The organism is Corynebacterium sp. CCUG 65737 (assembly GCF_024454115.1).
Taxonomy (GTDB): domain Bacteria; phylum Actinomycetota; class Actinomycetes; order Mycobacteriales; family Mycobacteriaceae; genus Corynebacterium; species Corynebacterium genitalium.
In genome coordinates, this window is the sequence record NZ_JAGPZB010000015.1 from 1 (window position 1) to 14982 (window position 14982).

The following is a 14982-nucleotide window of genomic DNA, read 5'->3' on the forward strand; positions in this document are numbered from 1 at the left end:
ACTCAATCGGCATCCAAAAAGGCCAGATCTAACCCCCACGACACGCCGAGCCAGACACACATTTTGACCCTTAACCCAACTTCTCGTACATGGCAGGGGCGTCGTCAAGCGGCGCGGTGTGCGTTTTCAGGTCAAGCACGCCGAGGGGGTCGGACGGGTCGTCGACCAGCGGGAGGATGTCATCGGTCCAGTTGCGCACGTTGCACTGGCCCATCCGCATCTGGATCTGCTTGTCAAAGAGCGTCATCATCGGCATCGGGTCCTTCATCCCGCCGTAGACGCCGCTGACTGGAGAACCGTGGGCTTCGATGCCGACGGCGTCGACGACGGAGTCGGGCCCGCGGCCGTCGCAAAGCTCTTGCAGCTTCTCGACGGCATCCTCGCCGTCCTCGATGACCTCGAACCCGTGCCGGGCCGCCATGGCGCGCCGCTCCGCGACGGGGTCGACTCCGATGACGCGGTAGCCGAAGCGCGCACCGATACGGGTGGCCATCTGCCCGATCGGGCCGAGGCCGAGCACCGCGAGGGTGCCGCCGTCAGGGACGCCTGCGTACTTGACGCCCTGCCAGGCGGTCGGCAGAACGTCAGAAAGGAAGAGGTAGCGCTCGTCCTCGCCGACGCTGGGGACCTTGATGGGGCCGTAGTCGGCGTGCGGGACGCGCAGGTACTCGGCCTGGCCGCCGGGCAGCGAGCCGTAGAGGCGCGAGTAACCGAACAGGGTAGCTCACTTGTCGTACTCCTTCACCTGCGTGGTCTCACACTGAGACTGAAAGCCGCGCTCGCACATGAAGCAGTGACCGCAGGAGACGGTGAAGGGGACCACGACGCGGTCGCCGGGCTTGAGGTTGGTCACAGCACTGCCGACCTCCTCGACAATGCCCATCGGCTCGTGCCCGATCACGTCGCCCTTGTCCATGAAGGGTCCAAGGACCTCGTAGAGGTGGAGGTCAGAGCCGCAGATGGCGGTGGAGGTGACGCGGATGATGGCGTCGGTGGGTTCGATGATCTTGGGGTCGGGGACGTCCTCGACACTCACGGTGCGTTTCCCTTGCCAGGTCAGTGCTTTCATGGGGAACCTTTCCATGGTTAGGGTGTGGCCGAGCGTAATCCCGACTTCTTTGAGTGCGCAACGTTTTTAGGCAGTGTGAAACTTTCGCCAGTAAAACAAAGGCTATTCGTCGAGTTGCGGTGGCTTTCATCCGGCACGCGAAAATCAGGAGTGGGGTTAGATCGGGCTCACCGCTGAGGGGTCGAAAGATGAGTTGTCTGAGGCCTTTACTCTTTGCAGCTGTTGGCCTCGTCAGCAGACCTAGTCAATAGGCGCGACGCGAATAAGATTCCCGTCGGGGTCTTCGATTACAAACGTCGTGCCGAACACTTCCTCATAGGGCTCGCGGAGGATCGTTACCCCTTTGTTCTTCCACTGTTCGAACGTGGTGGTGACCTCTTCGGCAGGCACGTTCAGGCATACCTCCGAAGTGCGATTCGCTGCACCTTCCAGCGAGTTGGCATTTCCCGACCATAGCGCTAAGAACACCCCCTCACCCAGCGCGAAGGTGACGTAGCGGGGCGTGACAAAGTCGGTCTCAAGACCCAGGAGGTCACTATAGAAAGCGACCGATGCGTCGATGTCCGAGGCGTACACGATGAAAACAAGTTCACGGTTCACTATTTGCTCCTTACTTTCGAGATCGTGGACACCAGGATAGCTAAAAACCCGCCGGAGCAATTGATTGTGCGGTTACTGAGGGTTCGGCCCCACCGCGCCGGTGAAATCCACACCGAAGAAGTCCAGAATCGTCTCTGTTCCGAATCCGTCAGATGGTTGGGTGGCGAAGCTGTCGTCCTGCTTACTGCCCGGCCAGACGTGCCTACCGCCGTCGAGGCGGTAATGGCGCAGCTGCGCATCACAGCCCTCCCACACGAGCTCTTCGCCGGGACGGCGGATCTCTGCGCGGACGGGTTCGGGTTCGCAGTGGTTTCGCCGAGCTGCGTTAGCCATGACGTCTTGAATACTGAGGATGGCCTCGTTGTGGCGCACTCCCCCGTAGTAGTCGATGATGCCGTCTTTGGTGCCGTGCATGTCGATCTGCTTGACCGGGGTTGGCGAACAATCATCGAAGACTTTGTCGTAGAACGCGGCAGACACTGTCGCAATGCCGGTGATCTGATGGGAACGGTGGCACGCGGCATAGGCGGCAAACCCGCCGCCGTTCGACAGGCCGGTGACGAATACTTTGGCGGGATCGATCGAGAACTCCTCGAGCATCTCTTGCCGCACCGCGTCGAAGTACGCCAGATCCTGCTCCCCCGATGTCTTCGCGTAGGGCGCCGGCGCCCATGCGCTGCCCACACCGTTCATGTACACGACCACTGCATGTGCTTTATCTAACTGAGTGAACTGACGCATTGCCTCCGCGTTGTTCGTATACCCATGAAACGCGAAAATCAGTGGTAGATCAGACCGCTCATCGACTTCCGGCGGCACGGTGAGGATGAATTCCCGGTCGAGTCCGCCAGCTTTGATCTTCCGGGTTTCAGTGAACGGTTCACCCTCGAAATCGCGCACCGGTTGCACAAGTTCCTCACGAACCTTCTGCGTGACTTGCTCGGCGACGCTGTCGGCGCGCATCGACTCTTTATTGCCATCCCCGCATGCTGCAAGCGCCCCGGCAGAGAGCAGGAAAGAGCAGGTTATCGCTGCTGATCGTGTGAGTTTTCGCACGGTGAAGGTGCATCCTTAGGAATCGTGGCGCTGCTTTCGTGGGCAACCTTAGCAATCAAAGCGTCGACCGGTAAGTTGACACGTAATGGAAGCCAGCCCCACTCCACGCAACTTCAAACCCAGCGCCAAAGATATGCCGGGGTTCCGCGACGCCGCATCGCGACAACACACAGCGAGAGCGTTCGCGTCCGGGGCGCAGCTTTACGACGCCACACGCCCCTCCTACCCCACTACCATCCCCGAGCTCATAAGCACGGCGGGCAGCGTACTCGATCTCGGCGCGGGGACGGGCAAGCTCACAGAGCTGCTGGTGCAGCCTGGCCGCACCATCTACGCAGCTGATCCTTCCAACGACATGCTCAGGGCGTTGCGCTCTCGCATGCCCGAGGTGAAAACTCTCCGAGCAGTCGGTGAAGCACTCCCGCTTACTGACGCCTCCGTTGACGCCATCACTTGTGCCCAAACCTGGCACTGGGTCGACACCGCGGCGGCCAGCGCAGAGGCCCACCGTGTCGTCGCGCCTGGAGGCAAACTGCTCCTGTGTTGGAACACTCTCGACGTGTCGCATCCGTGGGTTCTGCGGCTCTCCCGGATCAGTCACTCGGGGGATGTTCAGAGGGAAGGGTTTTATCCCGACGTCGATAAGCAATGGGCGCTTTCACGCGAACTGCGCACGAGGTGGTTTGAAGCCGTGACCACGGACGACCTCTTCGCACTCGCACGCACGCGTTCGTACTGGCTGCGGGCGAATGAGGCCACGCGCGCGAAGGTCACCGAGAATCTCCGGTGGTACCTCTTTGATCGCCTCGGGTTCGACGAAGGTCAGCCCATTCCCCTCCCCTATCGCACCGACGCGTTCGTGTACGAGCGGCGCTAGCTTAACGACGTCCCGGCCTTTTCGAACGACCTCGCCAGACGCTGGCAATCTGCCCATCATTCGAACTCGCGTTCTATTTTGGGTTCGGTTTCTAACTATGTTTGGTACATCCGTTTGCAAGAATGTTCCCATAGCTATTTGGACGGAACCGACGACGTCGAGGGGGACACTATGGACACTTGTAGGCAAGCGAAGAAGGGGAAGCGGGCCCCTTTCTTCGTCACCGAAGACCCGGACTGTCCCGCTGCAACTGCCGGAAAGTCCATCCGGCAAGGTCAAGCCGACGCCTTCATGGAATTCGCCGACGCTGAGAACGTGTTGGTGGGATCCCGCGACTACGACCTGGAAGTGACCCGCTTGATGCAACGCAGCGGGATGCGCAAGGGCGAAGTTGAGAAAGGCATTTACGGTTACCAGTCGCTGCGCCGGCTACCGGGTCTCCGTGCGATCCAAAAAGAGCATTGGCGGCTAGACGTCGACAGATTAGACGCCATCGCAAGAGCAATCGCTGCCCTTGGTTGCGAGGCACCCGCCGAAGCCTACGAAGCTTTCGACGACGTGCTGGTGGACATATTCACCCCCACCCGGGCCCGGCAACCGTTGCCCACGAGCAACACGATCACCTTGCGGTTGAACAAGATGATCGCGGAGTTCGACAACGCAGCCGCATTCGATCCTGAGCGGCGGAAGAAGCGTAAGAAGGGTCCTCCCAGCACGAATGATCTCGACTTCGGCCCTGGCGCTGCGGGCGCTGATACAGCATGGATGACCCTGAACGCTGACAACGCCACTATTGCAGCCATGCGAGCAAGCATTGAGGCGACCGCGCGCGAACTTGGAACCACGCAGGCCAACGCGTTGGTCAAGCTTGCCACCGGTGACGTCACTCCGGCTGCGATGGCGACGATCTACGCCTACGCCCCCAAAAATGCTGACGGTGAGGTCGACCAAGAGGCCGCGGCGTTCATTCCCGGGTTCGGGCACACCGGGCCGAACTCCACAGCCTTGCTGCACCACTTCGCCGCCACCTACGGCGCGACCGAGGTGGACCTAGACGTCGCGTCGAAGAAGGTCGTCGCTGGGCACGACGCGCCAGCTGATGTCGCCGCCTACGTCCGCGGCCGGGACGGCACGTGCGTGTACCCGGGTTGCACACGCCCGGCACAGGCTTGCCAGCTCGATCACCGCCAGCCTTACGAGGAAGGCGGCATGACCACGGCCGACAATCTGTTCTGCCTATGCCAGCACCACCACAACCTGAAAACCGATCGCCGCGCATTCTATGTCCCCGATCCGGTGACAGGCTCAATCGTGTGGCTTCTCGAAGACGGCACCTACTACTGGACCGATCCCAATGGCTTGCTCGCCGCCTACACCACCCCCACAGCGCCCAGGTGGCGGCGCAGTGTTGACGATGTCGAGCGCCTCAGACAGCAAACCGAGCACTTTCTGGCGAAAAGTCACGCAGTTCTCGACGCCTACGAGACCACCGCACAAGCCTACGATCCGTACATTCCGGAGGAGCAAACAGCTGCCTGGGACCTCTACAAACAGTGCAAGGCTGATCTGCAGGACCTCGAGGAAGAATTCGACGAAGTCTTCCACTACCACCCGCTCCCGCCAAAGGCCGTGCCAGACGATGAGCTCGTAGTCCCCGACAACCAATTCTTCAACACCTACGACGGCACGGGCCGCGATGCATACTTCGATCCCGACGACCCCCACAGCTACTGCGACGAGGAGTACGACATCCACGCCTTCTTCCGCCCTGCTGGCTACCCCTTTTCCACAGCGGAAGAATGATGCGCCGCCTTTTCGGCGAAAAGTTGAACAGTTACGGGAGAGCACTCAGACCAAAGAAGGAAAGAATTTCCTCGGTGACGTCCACGCTGTCGGCCCCAGATCCCGCCGGCCACCCATGCCCCATGCCGTCAACGGCAAGGTGCTCGACTCGGCCTGCATCGCCATTGCGTTTGCGGAAGGCCGCCACGACGTCATCGGCGCCGTAAATGCGGTCACTAGTGCCGCGAAGTTCGCCGTCGTAGGGAACCCTGATGTCGGAGGTGCCGTGGATGTTCAGGTAGTCGATAGCTTCACCTGTGGTGAACTGTGCCGGATCTGTGCGCACGGCTGCAGCCACTGTGGCTACGCCCGCATAGCGGTCAGGGTGAGCTGCCGCGGCAGCGGTGGCCAGTCCCCCACCGTTGGAGAACCCCACGAGATAGACCTGCGAATTTTCAGCCGGAAAGGTGGCTTTCACGTCGGCGACGATCGCTTCAATGAATGCGGTTTCGTCCTTCAGTGTGGTGTCGGCATAGGGTGCCGGGGCCCATGCGCCACCAACACCGTCAGGTGCAGCCACGATTGCTGGTGCGTCGTCCAACCCTGTGCCCGTGAGAAAACTCTCACCGGTGCCACCACGCCCGTGAAAAGCAATGATGACCGGTAAAGGCTCGTCCGCATCGTGCGGGGTGGAGACCGTATAGGTCCGCTCCCGTCCTGCGGCGTTGACGGTGCGTTGCGAGACCTCCGCTGGCACCGAGGCACTACTCGTCTCTGGCGGGGAGCTTTCCGGACCAGCGCAGGATGCGAGCAAAACGGCGGCGAAGACGCCTAACGCGGTCGATCGGACTGCGCGTCGCACCGTTTACTCCTGCTCCGCCAACTTCTCGATATCGAAGAAGCCGAGGATCTCATCGGTCACGTCGATGCCCCGGCCCCTGGCCCATATCCCTGAGGGCCATTCGTGGCTCATGCCCTCCACTGGGATGTGCACTGTGCGAGCAGTATCGCCATTTCGGCGTTCAAAGGCGGCGACCACGTCGGGAGCCGGCATGATGGTGCCCAGAACTCCACGGTCTTGGCCCATGTAGGGAACAACGTCGTCCCAGGTGCCGTGAATGTTCAGGTAGTCGATCGGAGTGCCCTGCTCCAGCAGATCCATATCCACACGAATCGCCCCTGAGACGGTCGCGACACCGGCATAGGCTGACGGATCATTCACGGCAAGCACGGCGACAAACCCTCCGCCATTGGAAAACCCGGCCAGATACACCCGCTCCGGGTCGACGGAGTAGGTGGCGATGATGTCGTCACGGATGGCGTGAATTAGTGCGGTGTCTTCCTCGACCGTCGTCACGGCGTAGGGCGCGGGGCTCCACGCCAGACCACGCCCGGTCGGCGCAGCGACAATCGCTTTGGCGGCACCGAGTCCCGTGCCCACGAGGAAGTCATGCCCGTTGTCACCCTTACCGTGAATCGCCAGAATGACCGGTAACTTGTCCCCCTCTAAGGTGACCGGAACAGAGCACTGGTAGGTGTGGTCGACCCCATCGACTGTGACGGTGCGGGTGATACGGCGTGACTGTCCGGTCATGGCGTCTCCTTATTTACGGGGCTTGCGTTCACGCACGCGGACGGCAATGCGCACCGGGGTGCCGTGATAGCCGAATTGTTCACGGAACTTTCGCTCGAGGTATCGGCGGTACCCGCCGTCGAGGAAGCCCGTGGTGAACAGAACGATGGTCGGCGGGCGCGTAGACACCATGGTGGCGAAGAGCACCTTGGGCAGGCGGTTGTTCTTCATCGGCGGCGGGTTCGCGGCGATCGCGTCCCGCATCCAGTTGTTCAACTGGCCGGTGGAGATGCGCTTATCCCAGTTCTCCAGCGCCGTGGTCATTTCCTTCTCCAGGCGGTGCAGCCCACGGCCCGTCTCCGCAGAAATGTTGATCTTGGACACCCACGGCAGGTGGTCCAGCTGCATGTCGAATTCGCGGTCGAAGTAGTACCGACGGTCCTCGTCCATCAAGTCCCACTTGTTGAACGCGATGACCATTGCTTTACCGGCGTCGAGCACCATGCTGATGACGCGTTGGTCTTGCTCGGTGATCTCCTGGGAGGCGTCGATAAGCACAACGCACACTTCGGCGGCATCGATCGTGCCTCGCGTGCGCAGCGACGCGTAATACTCGTGCCCCTCGGCGTTCTTGACCTTCTTGCGCAGACCAGCGGTGTCGATGAAACGCCACAGCTTCTGGTCAAGTTGAATGAGCTCGTCGACGGGGTCAACGGTGGTGCCCGCGACATTATCGACGACCGCACGGTCCGACCGCGACAGCTTGTTCAGCAGCGAAGACTTGCCGACGTTCGGCTTTCCGACGAGCGCAACCCTGCGCGGTCCTTCCGTGACCGAGTTCGCCGACTTGGGCTCCTCCGGGAACGACTTGACGATCTCATCGAGAACGTCGGCACCGCCGCGGCCGTGCAGTGCCGATACGGGCCATGGGTCACCAAGACCGAGCGAATAGAACTCGGCGACGTCCGCCCACTGGGACTCAGACTCGAACTTGTTCGCCACAAGGATCACAGGGACCTCGGAGCGCTGCAGGTTGTTCGCCATGACAGCGTCCGATTCGGTGACACCGACATGGGAGTCGACGACCATGACAATGACGTCAGCATCAGCCATTGCCGCTTCGGACTGGTGCGCGATGGAGGCGTGAATGCCCTTCGCGTCCGGATCCCAGCCACCGGTGTCCTGCACCCAGAAGCGCTGCCCGTTCCAGTCCGACAGGTAGCTCACGCGGTCACGGGTCACACCAGGGTGATCCTCCACAACAGCTTCACGGCGCCCAAGGAACCGGTTGACCAACGTGGACTTACCCACGTTTGGCCGGCCGACAATAGCCACCGTAGGCAAGGCTTCTTCGAGGTGGCCATCGGCGGTGATACCGAAGGCTTCCTCTACTTCCGCCCATTCTTCTTCGGTCAGGTCATCGTCAGAAAAGTCGGAATCGGACTCAGGCTCACCGTAATCAGCTTCACCGAACTCCGACTCATCGAAGTCAGCCTCGTCGAAATCACTCTCGAAGAACCCGATCTCGTCTTCATCGTGTGGGTGCGTCACTGTGCGCTCCTTTCGATCAGCCCGATCAGGCTGTCCAGCACGTCGTCCTTGCTCATCTCCGAGGTGTCGATCACGGCTGCATCTTCAGCGGGGCGCAGCGGACTCGTCGCGCGGGAAGAGTCGAGCTCGTCGCGGCGGATTACATCGGCCAAAACCGTGTCGTAGTCCACGTCGCGGCCGGCTGCGGTGTCCTGGTTGTAGCGCCGTGTGGCCCGCACCTCGGGTGAGGCGGTAAGGAAGGCTTTGGCTGGGGCGTCGACAAGCACGACGGTGCCAATATCGCGGCCTTCAACAATGGCGCGGTGCGCGTCATGCGCCAGCTTGCGCTGCAGCTCGACGAGGTTGACGCGCACTTCAGGAATGGCGGACACAGCAGAAACGTTTTGCGTGACCTCGCGTTCACGGATCTCGCGGGCAACGTTTTCACCGTCGAAAAGCACCTCGGTGGAATCCGGATCGTCGCTGACCTCCAACGGAAGATCGCGCGTGGCTTCGATGACCGCATCTGTATCGGAGGGATCGACACCAGCGCGAAGGACAGCGAGCGTCGCCACTCGGTACATCGCGCCTGTATCGACGTACTTCGCGTCGAGCTGCTTCGCCAACGTGCGGCACGTCGTGGACTTGCCGGTACCGGAAGGGCCATCGACAGCGAGAATGAGGCCCCCGTTGGGCATATTGGAAATCTGGCTCATTACATCTCCACCGCCTTGTACAGCGCAGTCAGCTCGGAATCGTTGAGGGCGCGCATCGCGCCGGGCTTGAGCTCGCCAAGCTGCACCGTGTGAATCTTCGTGCGCACCAGCCGCTGGACCGGGTAGCCGGCCTCCTTGAGCATGCGGCGCACGACGTGCTTGCGGCCTTCGTGAATGACCAGGCGGATCAGCGACTGGCCCTGGTGCGTATCGACGATCTGAGCGTAGTCAGCCTTCGCCACCCCATCCTCAAGCTCAATGCCCTTCTTGAGCTCGCGCACAAGCGCAGGCTTGGCCTCGCCGAGAACTGTGGCCAGGTAGGTCTTCTCCACGCCGTACTTGGGGTGCATGAGACGGTTGGACAGCTCACCGTCGTTGGTGAGCAGCAGCAAGCCTTCCGTGTCGGCATCAAGACGGCCGACGTGGAAGAGACGCTGGCCCGCTGCCACACGGTCCGCGACGAAATCACCCACGCACGGACGGCCCAACTCGTCTTCCATGGTCGTGTGCACGCCGCGCGGCTTGTTCAGCGCGAAGTACTGCTGGTCTTCATTGACGTTCACGCGCACACCGTCGACGCGAATGATGTCAACGTTCGGGTCCACGCGCACACCCTGCTGGCGCACGATCTTGCCGTTGACTTCAACGCGGCCCTCATCGATCATCACCTCGGAGTGGCGGCGGGACGCCACACCAGCCTGGGCGAGGACCTTTTGCAGACGGATGCCGTCGCCACGCTTTTTCCGTGCTGCGGTTTCTGCATCGTCGCTGATGGCTTTGCCTTCGGGGGCAACTGAGTCGTCGCGATGGTCCCACCAGTTGTCTTCGAGTGGGTGGGGTTCTTTCTCAGCGGCCTCTCGGCGCTTGCTCAAGCTGACGTTCTGGTGCTTGGCGGGCTTCGCGTTGGAGAGATAGAACTTGTCCGGTGTGCCTTCTCGGCGAGCGGGAGGAGTCATGGTTACCCAAGCTACCAGTGTGTTAGGGCCATTACCAAGACTCTTCGATCGCGTCCACATCCGGCAGCAGCGGCGCAAGATCGGGCAGGCGGTCCAGCGAGTCTATTCCAATCTGCTCGAGGAAAAGCTCGGTGGTGATGTAGCGGTGAGCACCTGAGGATTCATCTGGATCAACCTCGGCGATGAGCCCGCGCAGCGTCAAAGTACGCATGACACCGTCCACATTCACGCCGCGGATTGCTGCCACTTGTGCTCGCGTGACCGGCTGGCGGTAAGCGACAACGGCGAGCGTCTCCATGGCGGCACGGGAGAGCTTCGTCTGTGTGCCGTCGAGCAGGAATGCCTCAACAACCTCGGCGTTAGCTGGACGGGTATACAGCCGCCACCCCTCCAACGTCTCTCGCAGGTCCATGCCGGATCCGCGGTCGTTGAGTTCCGCCGCCCAGGCCTCGAGCTCACCCCGCACATCGCTCACCGGGACAGACAGCGCACCAGCCAAATCTTCTGCTGTTGCTGGAGTTTCCACGACCAAGATGATGGACTCGATCTGCGATCTCAGCTGGGAGACCATGGGCAGCTCAGGCGATGAGTTCACGTCTACTCCCAGTTCTGCGCAGCGATGACGGCAGGGTCAACGTCCTTACCGGTCCACGCAATGTCCAACGGACCCAGCGCCTCTTCTTGCTGGGTGTCAATGGCGTGCGCTTTGTAGAGCTCCAGCACGGCGAGGAACCGGCCAACTACTTCCATCGACCGAGTGCAGTCCCGGGTGAGAGCTGCGAACGTCAGCCACGTGTCCGGACCCGCAACCTTGAGGGTGTCCAGCAGCTTGCCTGCCTGTTCTGGCACGGAGACAGGCGGGGCGTGGAGGTGGTCGACCCGCACTTCCTCCGGTGGTTTAGGCCGGAAGACTGACGCAGCCAGTTCCGCGAAACTGCCTGCAGTGTGCCCCAGCTGCACCGGCGGCAAGAGGTCGAGGAACTGCTCTTCCATGCCCACCGCGCGCGGGTAGCGGCGGCGAGCTTCGCGTTGCCAGCGCTCAAACTGATCAGCGGCCTTTTGGTAGGCGCGGTACTGCAGCAGGCGTGCGAAGAGAAGGTCTCGGGTCGACAGCAGCTCAAGGTCGTCCTCGTCTTCTTCCCCACTCTTTGGCAACAGGCGCTGTGCTTTCAGGCTCAGCAGCGTGGAGGCGGTGACAAGAAACTCTGTGATCTCGTCGAGCTCAGCGGTCTCCCCCAGTTGACGCACATAATCGATGAACTCATCAGTGACCTCGGCCAGAGCGACCTCAGTGACATCGAACTTGCGTGCCCCAATGAGGTTGAGCAGCAGGTCGTACGGGCCCTCGAAGTTGTTGAGGACCAAGGTGAAGCCGGTGATCTCCGGCTGGTAGCCCTCTTGAATATTCGCGGTCATGTTGTCCGATCAATGACCTCGAGCGCAAGACTGCGGTACTGCTCCGCGCCCGGTGAATTCGGTGCCCACGTGATGATTGGCTCGCCTGCCACGGAAGTCTCCGGAAAGCGGACGGTGCGGGTGATCACGGTGTCGAAGACCCGGTCGCCGAAGACTTCCACCACGCGGTCCATGACCTCGCGGGAGTGGGTGGTGCGGCGGTCGAACATTGTGACCAGAATTCCGACGATGTCGAGGTCGAAGTTAATGCGGTCGCGCACCTTCTCCACGGTGTCCGTCAGCAGCGCGAGCCCACGCAGGGAGAAGTACTCGCACTCCATCGGGATGATCACGCCCTGCGAGCACGCCAATGCGTTCACAGTAAGCAGCCCCAAGGACGGCTGGCAGTCGATGATGATGTAGTCATACTCACCGCGCACCGGACGCAGTGCACGGCCAAGCGTTTGCTCGCGACCGACTTCGTTCACCAGCTGGATCTCCGCCGCGGAGAGATCGATATTCGCCGGAACCATGTCCAGGCCGGACACGTTCGTGTGCTTGATGGAGGCATGGATGGACGCGGTGTTGTCCAACATCAAGTCGTAGACGGTGACCTGGTCTTCGTCCTGGGTAATCCCCAGACCCGCAGAGAGCGCGCCCTGCGGGTCAAGGTCGACGAGGAGGACTTTTCGCCCATGTTCGGCGAGGCAAGCCCCGAGGTTGATGGATGACGTGGTCTTGCCCACGCCGCCTTTCTGGTTGACCATGGAGATGATCGTGGCGGGGCCGTGCTTATCTAGCCGCTCCGGCTGCGGCAGTTCGCGGATAGGGCGGCCCGTCAGGCCGATACCCGGCGTATCGAAGAGTCCATCCTCCGTCATGGTGGCTATCTTACACAGATGTCATTTTCCACGTTTAGGATCGGGGGTGCGCCGTGCGCCATACTTCGCGCAAATTCTCCGGGGTGACGTGGGTGTAAATCTGAGTCGTCGTCACAGAAGCGTGCCCGAGCAACTCCTGCACCGTACGCACATCTGCCCCGCCTTCCAGCAGGTGCGTTGCAAACGAGTGGCGCAGAGTGTGCGGAGAAATATGCTTATCGACGCCCGCTCGCCCCGCCGCATCCTTGATCACCGTCCACGCGCTTTGCCGCGATAGGGCACCGCCGCGCTTATTCAGAAACAGTGCATGGGTCTTGCCCTTCGACATTGCGGGGCGGCCGCGGACAAGGTACGCCTCCACCGCTTCACGGGCAGCGCTGCCGACGGGAACGATGCGCTGCTTATTTCCCTTGCCGGTGACTTTGATGAACGTCCCGTCATCGAGACCGACCACATCGTCAACCACGAGACCGAGCACTTCAGAAACACGGGCACCAGTGGCGTAAAGGACTTCGAGTAACGCTTTGTCCCGGAGGTCTGCTGGGGTGTGAGTGGGGCATGCGTCGAGAAGCAAGCCCACTTCCTCAATGCTGAGCGTGTCCGGAAGCTTCTCCCCTGTTTTCGGCGGTGACACCCCGGCAGCAACGTCGGCGGCGACGGCGCCTTCCACGGTGGCGAACTTATGCAGCCCGCGCGCAACGACGAGCGCCCGACCAGCGGAGGACGACGCCAGTCCCCCACGACGCAGATCCGCTACATAGTCCCCGAGGTCGGACGCGGTCACGTTATTCAGGTCTGTTTTTCCTGCTGATTCCAGCCATGTGACGTAGCGGTCAACGTCACGCCGGTAATTGCTCAGCGTGTTGGCTGACAGGCCGCGCTCCACCGCGAGGTGATCGAGCCACAGCTTGCCGAGTGCTTCGGCGCTCACTGCTTCTTCTTCATATCGGGCACAATGCCCTGCTTTTGGCGCCTATCTGCCATGTGGGTTGGTCGGAGAGCGAACGGGACATCGGTGCTGCGCGCTGTTGCACGGCCCGCAACGACCTCGGACGCGGCGAGCACACCAGCGATAGCGATCGAGTTGGTGATGCGCCCGTCCATGACGGCCGCACGGGCATCGCCCAGCGGCACCCACGCAAAGTCCATATCAGCTTCCTCATCCTCGGCCTCGGGACGCTCCACGTGGGAGAGCTCAGCGGCCAAGAAAATGCGGACGGCTTCCTCGGCGAAACCGGGCGAGGTGACCAGGTCAACGAGCAGCGACCACTCCGCGGCTTCAAGGCCGGCTTCTTCCACCAGCTCGCGCTTAGCGGTGTCCAGCTCATCCTCGCCTGCAAAGTCGAGAATGCCTGCGGGCAGCTCCCACAGCCGAGCGCCGACGGAGTGACGGTACTGCTCGACCATGGCGATGCGCTGTTGATCGTCGAGCGCGACGACCGCTACCGCCCCGAAGTGCTCGACAATCTCCCGCTTTGCCGTGTTTCCACCGGGCATAGTGACCGTATCGCGGCGCAGGGCGAGAATGGGAGCGTCAACAAGCAACTCAGAATCCGTGACCGTGAATTCGTGGCGCACTATCCACGCTCCGGGGCTGGTGCCTGGGCATTGTCTGCTGAACCGTACGAACCGGAGCCGCCGTTGATCTGCTCTGCCAGGGCCAGCACGGCCGAGATTCGGCCTGTTTCGGATTCCAGCGAGTCCACGGTGGAGATGCTCTCGTTCGCCTTCGGGTCGTCGCGGACCACCGCGATGGGGCCCTTGTCCTCTGCGGCGCCCCGGCGCCCGGCGAGGACAACAGAATCCCCGCGGGAGTCCAGACCGCGGACAAGATCTGCAAGGACATTCGAGGCGAACTCCTCGCCGCCCTCGGCCTCACCGGTGGCAACGATGATGCCTTGAGCCGGTGTGATGGTGCCGTCTTCGTACTCGATGAAGCCCGCCTCGCGCAGAGTCTGCAGAACCATCGCACGATCTTCAACGGTAGCCAGCGGTGCACCCGTGGCCTGATCGAACATGAGCGCCGCACCAAGGGATTCGCCTGCGTGAATGCCCGGCGCTTGGTTATCCACCGACAGCTGAGCGCCGGCAGGGAGAGTGTTGGCGATGATCGAGCGCAGCTCGTCCGCACCATCCTGGGAGAGGAACTTGTCCGTCAGCGTGATCTGGCCAGCCTTGGTACCGCCTGCCATTTCAGCAAGCCAGCTCGTGGTGCTCACATCATCATCATTCGCGTCCGGAGTGCGGATGATGAGGTACGGGCGACCGGTCAGCGTGCCCTCGACAATGCGTGTCGACGACTGCGCCAGCAGCGCATTCGCCGCGTTCGCTTCACGATTGTCAGCTCGGCCCTTATCCTTTTGCTCGCCTTCAGGGGTCGAAGAACCCCCGATGTTGTTGAAGGAGTTGTTCGCGATCGGCGCCATCGCCGGAGCCACCACGAGAGCACCGAGAGCGATGCCCCCGGCAATGCCCCACGTAACACCGCTGGTGAACCAGCCAGCACCCCCGGAATTCTGTTTCGGCATGTTTGTTTCCCTCCTCTCC

The 14982-nt window shown here is 61.7% G+C and carries 15 protein-coding genes and 1 pseudogene; 2 read left to right on the forward strand and 14 right to left on the reverse strand.

Going from position 1 to position 14982, the window contains the following annotated elements:
• Positions 1-70 precede the first annotated feature (70 nt).
• From KBX17_RS10090 to KBX17_RS10100, 3 genes and pseudogenes are all read right to left on the reverse strand, one after another.
• Positions 71-1069, reverse strand: a pseudogene (locus KBX17_RS10090) (alcohol dehydrogenase catalytic domain-containing protein).
• A gap of 240 nt (positions 1070-1309) precedes the next feature.
• Positions 1310-1669 carry a VOC family protein gene (locus tag KBX17_RS10095; protein WP_040423721.1) on the reverse strand — a complete coding sequence of 120 codons (360 nt, stop codon included), beginning with the start codon at positions 1667-1669 and terminating at the stop codon, positions 1310-1312.
• A gap of 72 nt (positions 1670-1741) precedes the next feature.
• Positions 1742-2632: a PHB depolymerase family esterase gene (locus KBX17_RS10100; protein WP_256019682.1), complete on the reverse strand. Its 891-nt coding sequence runs from the start codon at positions 2630-2632 to the stop codon at positions 1742-1744.
• 178 nt (positions 2633-2810) lie between these two features.
• On the opposite strand from KBX17_RS10100, the gene KBX17_RS10105 reads away from it, so the two are divergent.
• Together KBX17_RS10105 and KBX17_RS10110 are read left to right on the forward strand one after the other, a co-directional pair.
• Positions 2811-3602, forward strand: a complete 792-nt coding sequence (locus tag KBX17_RS10105) for a class I SAM-dependent methyltransferase (RefSeq protein WP_256019684.1) — start codon at positions 2811-2813, stop codon at positions 3600-3602.
• Between the two features lie 171 nt (positions 3603-3773).
• Positions 3774-5405: an HNH endonuclease signature motif containing protein gene (locus KBX17_RS10110; RefSeq protein WP_256019685.1), complete on the forward strand. Its 1632-nt coding sequence runs from the start codon at positions 3774-3776 to the stop codon at positions 5403-5405.
• A 31-nt stretch (positions 5406-5436) separates the two neighbouring features.
• Here the strand turns inward: KBX17_RS10110 and KBX17_RS10115 are convergent, their stop codons facing one another.
• Genes KBX17_RS10115 through KBX17_RS10165 form a run of 11 tightly spaced genes read right to left on the reverse strand, consistent with a single transcriptional unit; the run spans position 5437 to position 14963 of the window.
• Positions 5437-6246, reverse strand: coding sequence for a PHB depolymerase family esterase (locus KBX17_RS10115; RefSeq protein ID WP_083770297.1), 810 nt, complete (start codon positions 6244-6246; stop codon positions 5437-5439).
• A 3-nt stretch (positions 6247-6249) separates the two neighbouring features.
• Positions 6250-6978: a PHB depolymerase family esterase gene (locus KBX17_RS10120; protein WP_005290224.1), complete on the reverse strand. Its 729-nt coding sequence runs from the start codon at positions 6976-6978 to the stop codon at positions 6250-6252.
• Positions 6979-6987: 9 nt separating this feature from the next.
• Positions 6988-8508 (reverse strand): ribosome biogenesis GTPase Der, encoded by a 1521-nt coding sequence (der, locus tag KBX17_RS10125; RefSeq protein ID WP_256019687.1) that lies wholly within the window; start codon positions 8506-8508, stop codon positions 6988-6990.
• Complete coding sequence (cmk, locus tag KBX17_RS10130; protein ID WP_256019688.1) at positions 8505-9203, reverse strand: (d)CMP kinase; 699 nt, start codon at positions 9201-9203, stop codon at positions 8505-8507. The genes der and cmk overlap by 4 nt, the downstream gene beginning before the upstream one ends.
• Entirely contained in the window at positions 9203-10159 is a 957-nt protein-coding gene (locus tag KBX17_RS10135; RefSeq protein WP_256019690.1) for a pseudouridine synthase, read from the reverse strand. Before KBX17_RS10135 ends, cmk begins: the two co-directional genes overlap by 1 nt.
• Before the next feature lie 31 nt (positions 10160-10190).
• Complete coding sequence (locus tag KBX17_RS10140; RefSeq protein ID WP_050748812.1) at positions 10191-10730, reverse strand: SMC-Scp complex subunit ScpB; 540 nt, start codon at positions 10728-10730, stop codon at positions 10191-10193.
• A gap of 26 nt (positions 10731-10756) precedes the next feature.
• A complete protein-coding gene (locus tag KBX17_RS10145) occupies positions 10757-11575 on the reverse strand; it encodes a ScpA family protein (protein ID WP_256019691.1) in 819 nt (272 codons plus the stop codon).
• Entirely contained in the window at positions 11572-12435 is an 864-nt protein-coding gene (locus KBX17_RS10150; RefSeq protein WP_256019693.1) for a ParA family protein, read from the reverse strand. The genes KBX17_RS10145 and KBX17_RS10150 overlap by 4 nt, the downstream gene beginning before the upstream one ends.
• Positions 12436-12469: 34 nt before the next feature.
• Positions 12470-13366: a site-specific tyrosine recombinase XerD gene (gene xerD, locus KBX17_RS10155; protein ID WP_256019694.1), complete on the reverse strand. Its 897-nt coding sequence runs from the start codon at positions 13364-13366 to the stop codon at positions 12470-12472.
• Entirely contained in the window at positions 13363-14013 is a 651-nt protein-coding gene (locus tag KBX17_RS10160) for an NUDIX hydrolase (RefSeq protein WP_256019696.1), read from the reverse strand. The genes xerD and KBX17_RS10160 overlap by 4 nt, the downstream gene beginning before the upstream one ends.
• Positions 14013-14963 carry a copper transporter gene (locus tag KBX17_RS10165; protein WP_256019697.1) on the reverse strand — a complete coding sequence of 317 codons (951 nt, stop codon included), beginning with the start codon at positions 14961-14963 and terminating at the stop codon, positions 14013-14015. The genes KBX17_RS10160 and KBX17_RS10165 overlap by 1 nt, the downstream gene beginning before the upstream one ends.
• Between the last annotated feature and the right edge of the window lie 19 nt (positions 14964-14982).

Bases quoted from the DNA above. Each gene is read 5' to 3' on its own strand.
- KBX17_RS10105 (WP_256019684.1), top strand. From the start codon at position 2,811: ATGGAAGCCAGCCCCACTCCACGCAACTTCAAACCCAGCGCCAAAGAT.
- cmk (WP_256019688.1), bottom strand. From the start codon at position 9,203: ATGAGCCAGATTTCCAATATGCCCAACGGGGGCCTCATTCTCGCTGTC.
- KBX17_RS10140 (WP_050748812.1), bottom strand. From the start codon at position 10,730: ATGGTCTCCCAGCTGAGATCGCAGATCGAGTCCATCATCTTGGTCGTG.
- KBX17_RS10135 (WP_256019690.1), bottom strand. From the start codon at position 10,159: ATGACTCCTCCCGCTCGCCGAGAAGGCACACCGGACAAGTTCTATCTC.
- KBX17_RS10110 (WP_256019685.1), top strand. From the start codon at position 3,774: ATGGACACTTGTAGGCAAGCGAAGAAGGGGAAGCGGGCCCCTTTCTTC.
- KBX17_RS10150 (WP_256019693.1), bottom strand. From the start codon at position 12,435: ATGACGGAGGATGGACTCTTCGATACGCCGGGTATCGGCCTGACGGGC.
- KBX17_RS10165 (WP_256019697.1), bottom strand. From the start codon at position 14,963: ATGCCGAAACAGAATTCCGGGGGTGCTGGCTGGTTCACCAGCGGTGTT.
- KBX17_RS10100 (WP_256019682.1), bottom strand. From the start codon at position 2,632: ATGCGCGCCGACAGCGTCGCCGAGCAAGTCACGCAGAAGGTTCGTGAG.
- KBX17_RS10120 (WP_005290224.1), bottom strand. From the start codon at position 6,978: ATGACCGGACAGTCACGCCGTATCACCCGCACCGTCACAGTCGATGGG.
- KBX17_RS10145 (WP_256019691.1), bottom strand. From the start codon at position 11,575: ATGACCGCGAATATTCAAGAGGGCTACCAGCCGGAGATCACCGGCTTC.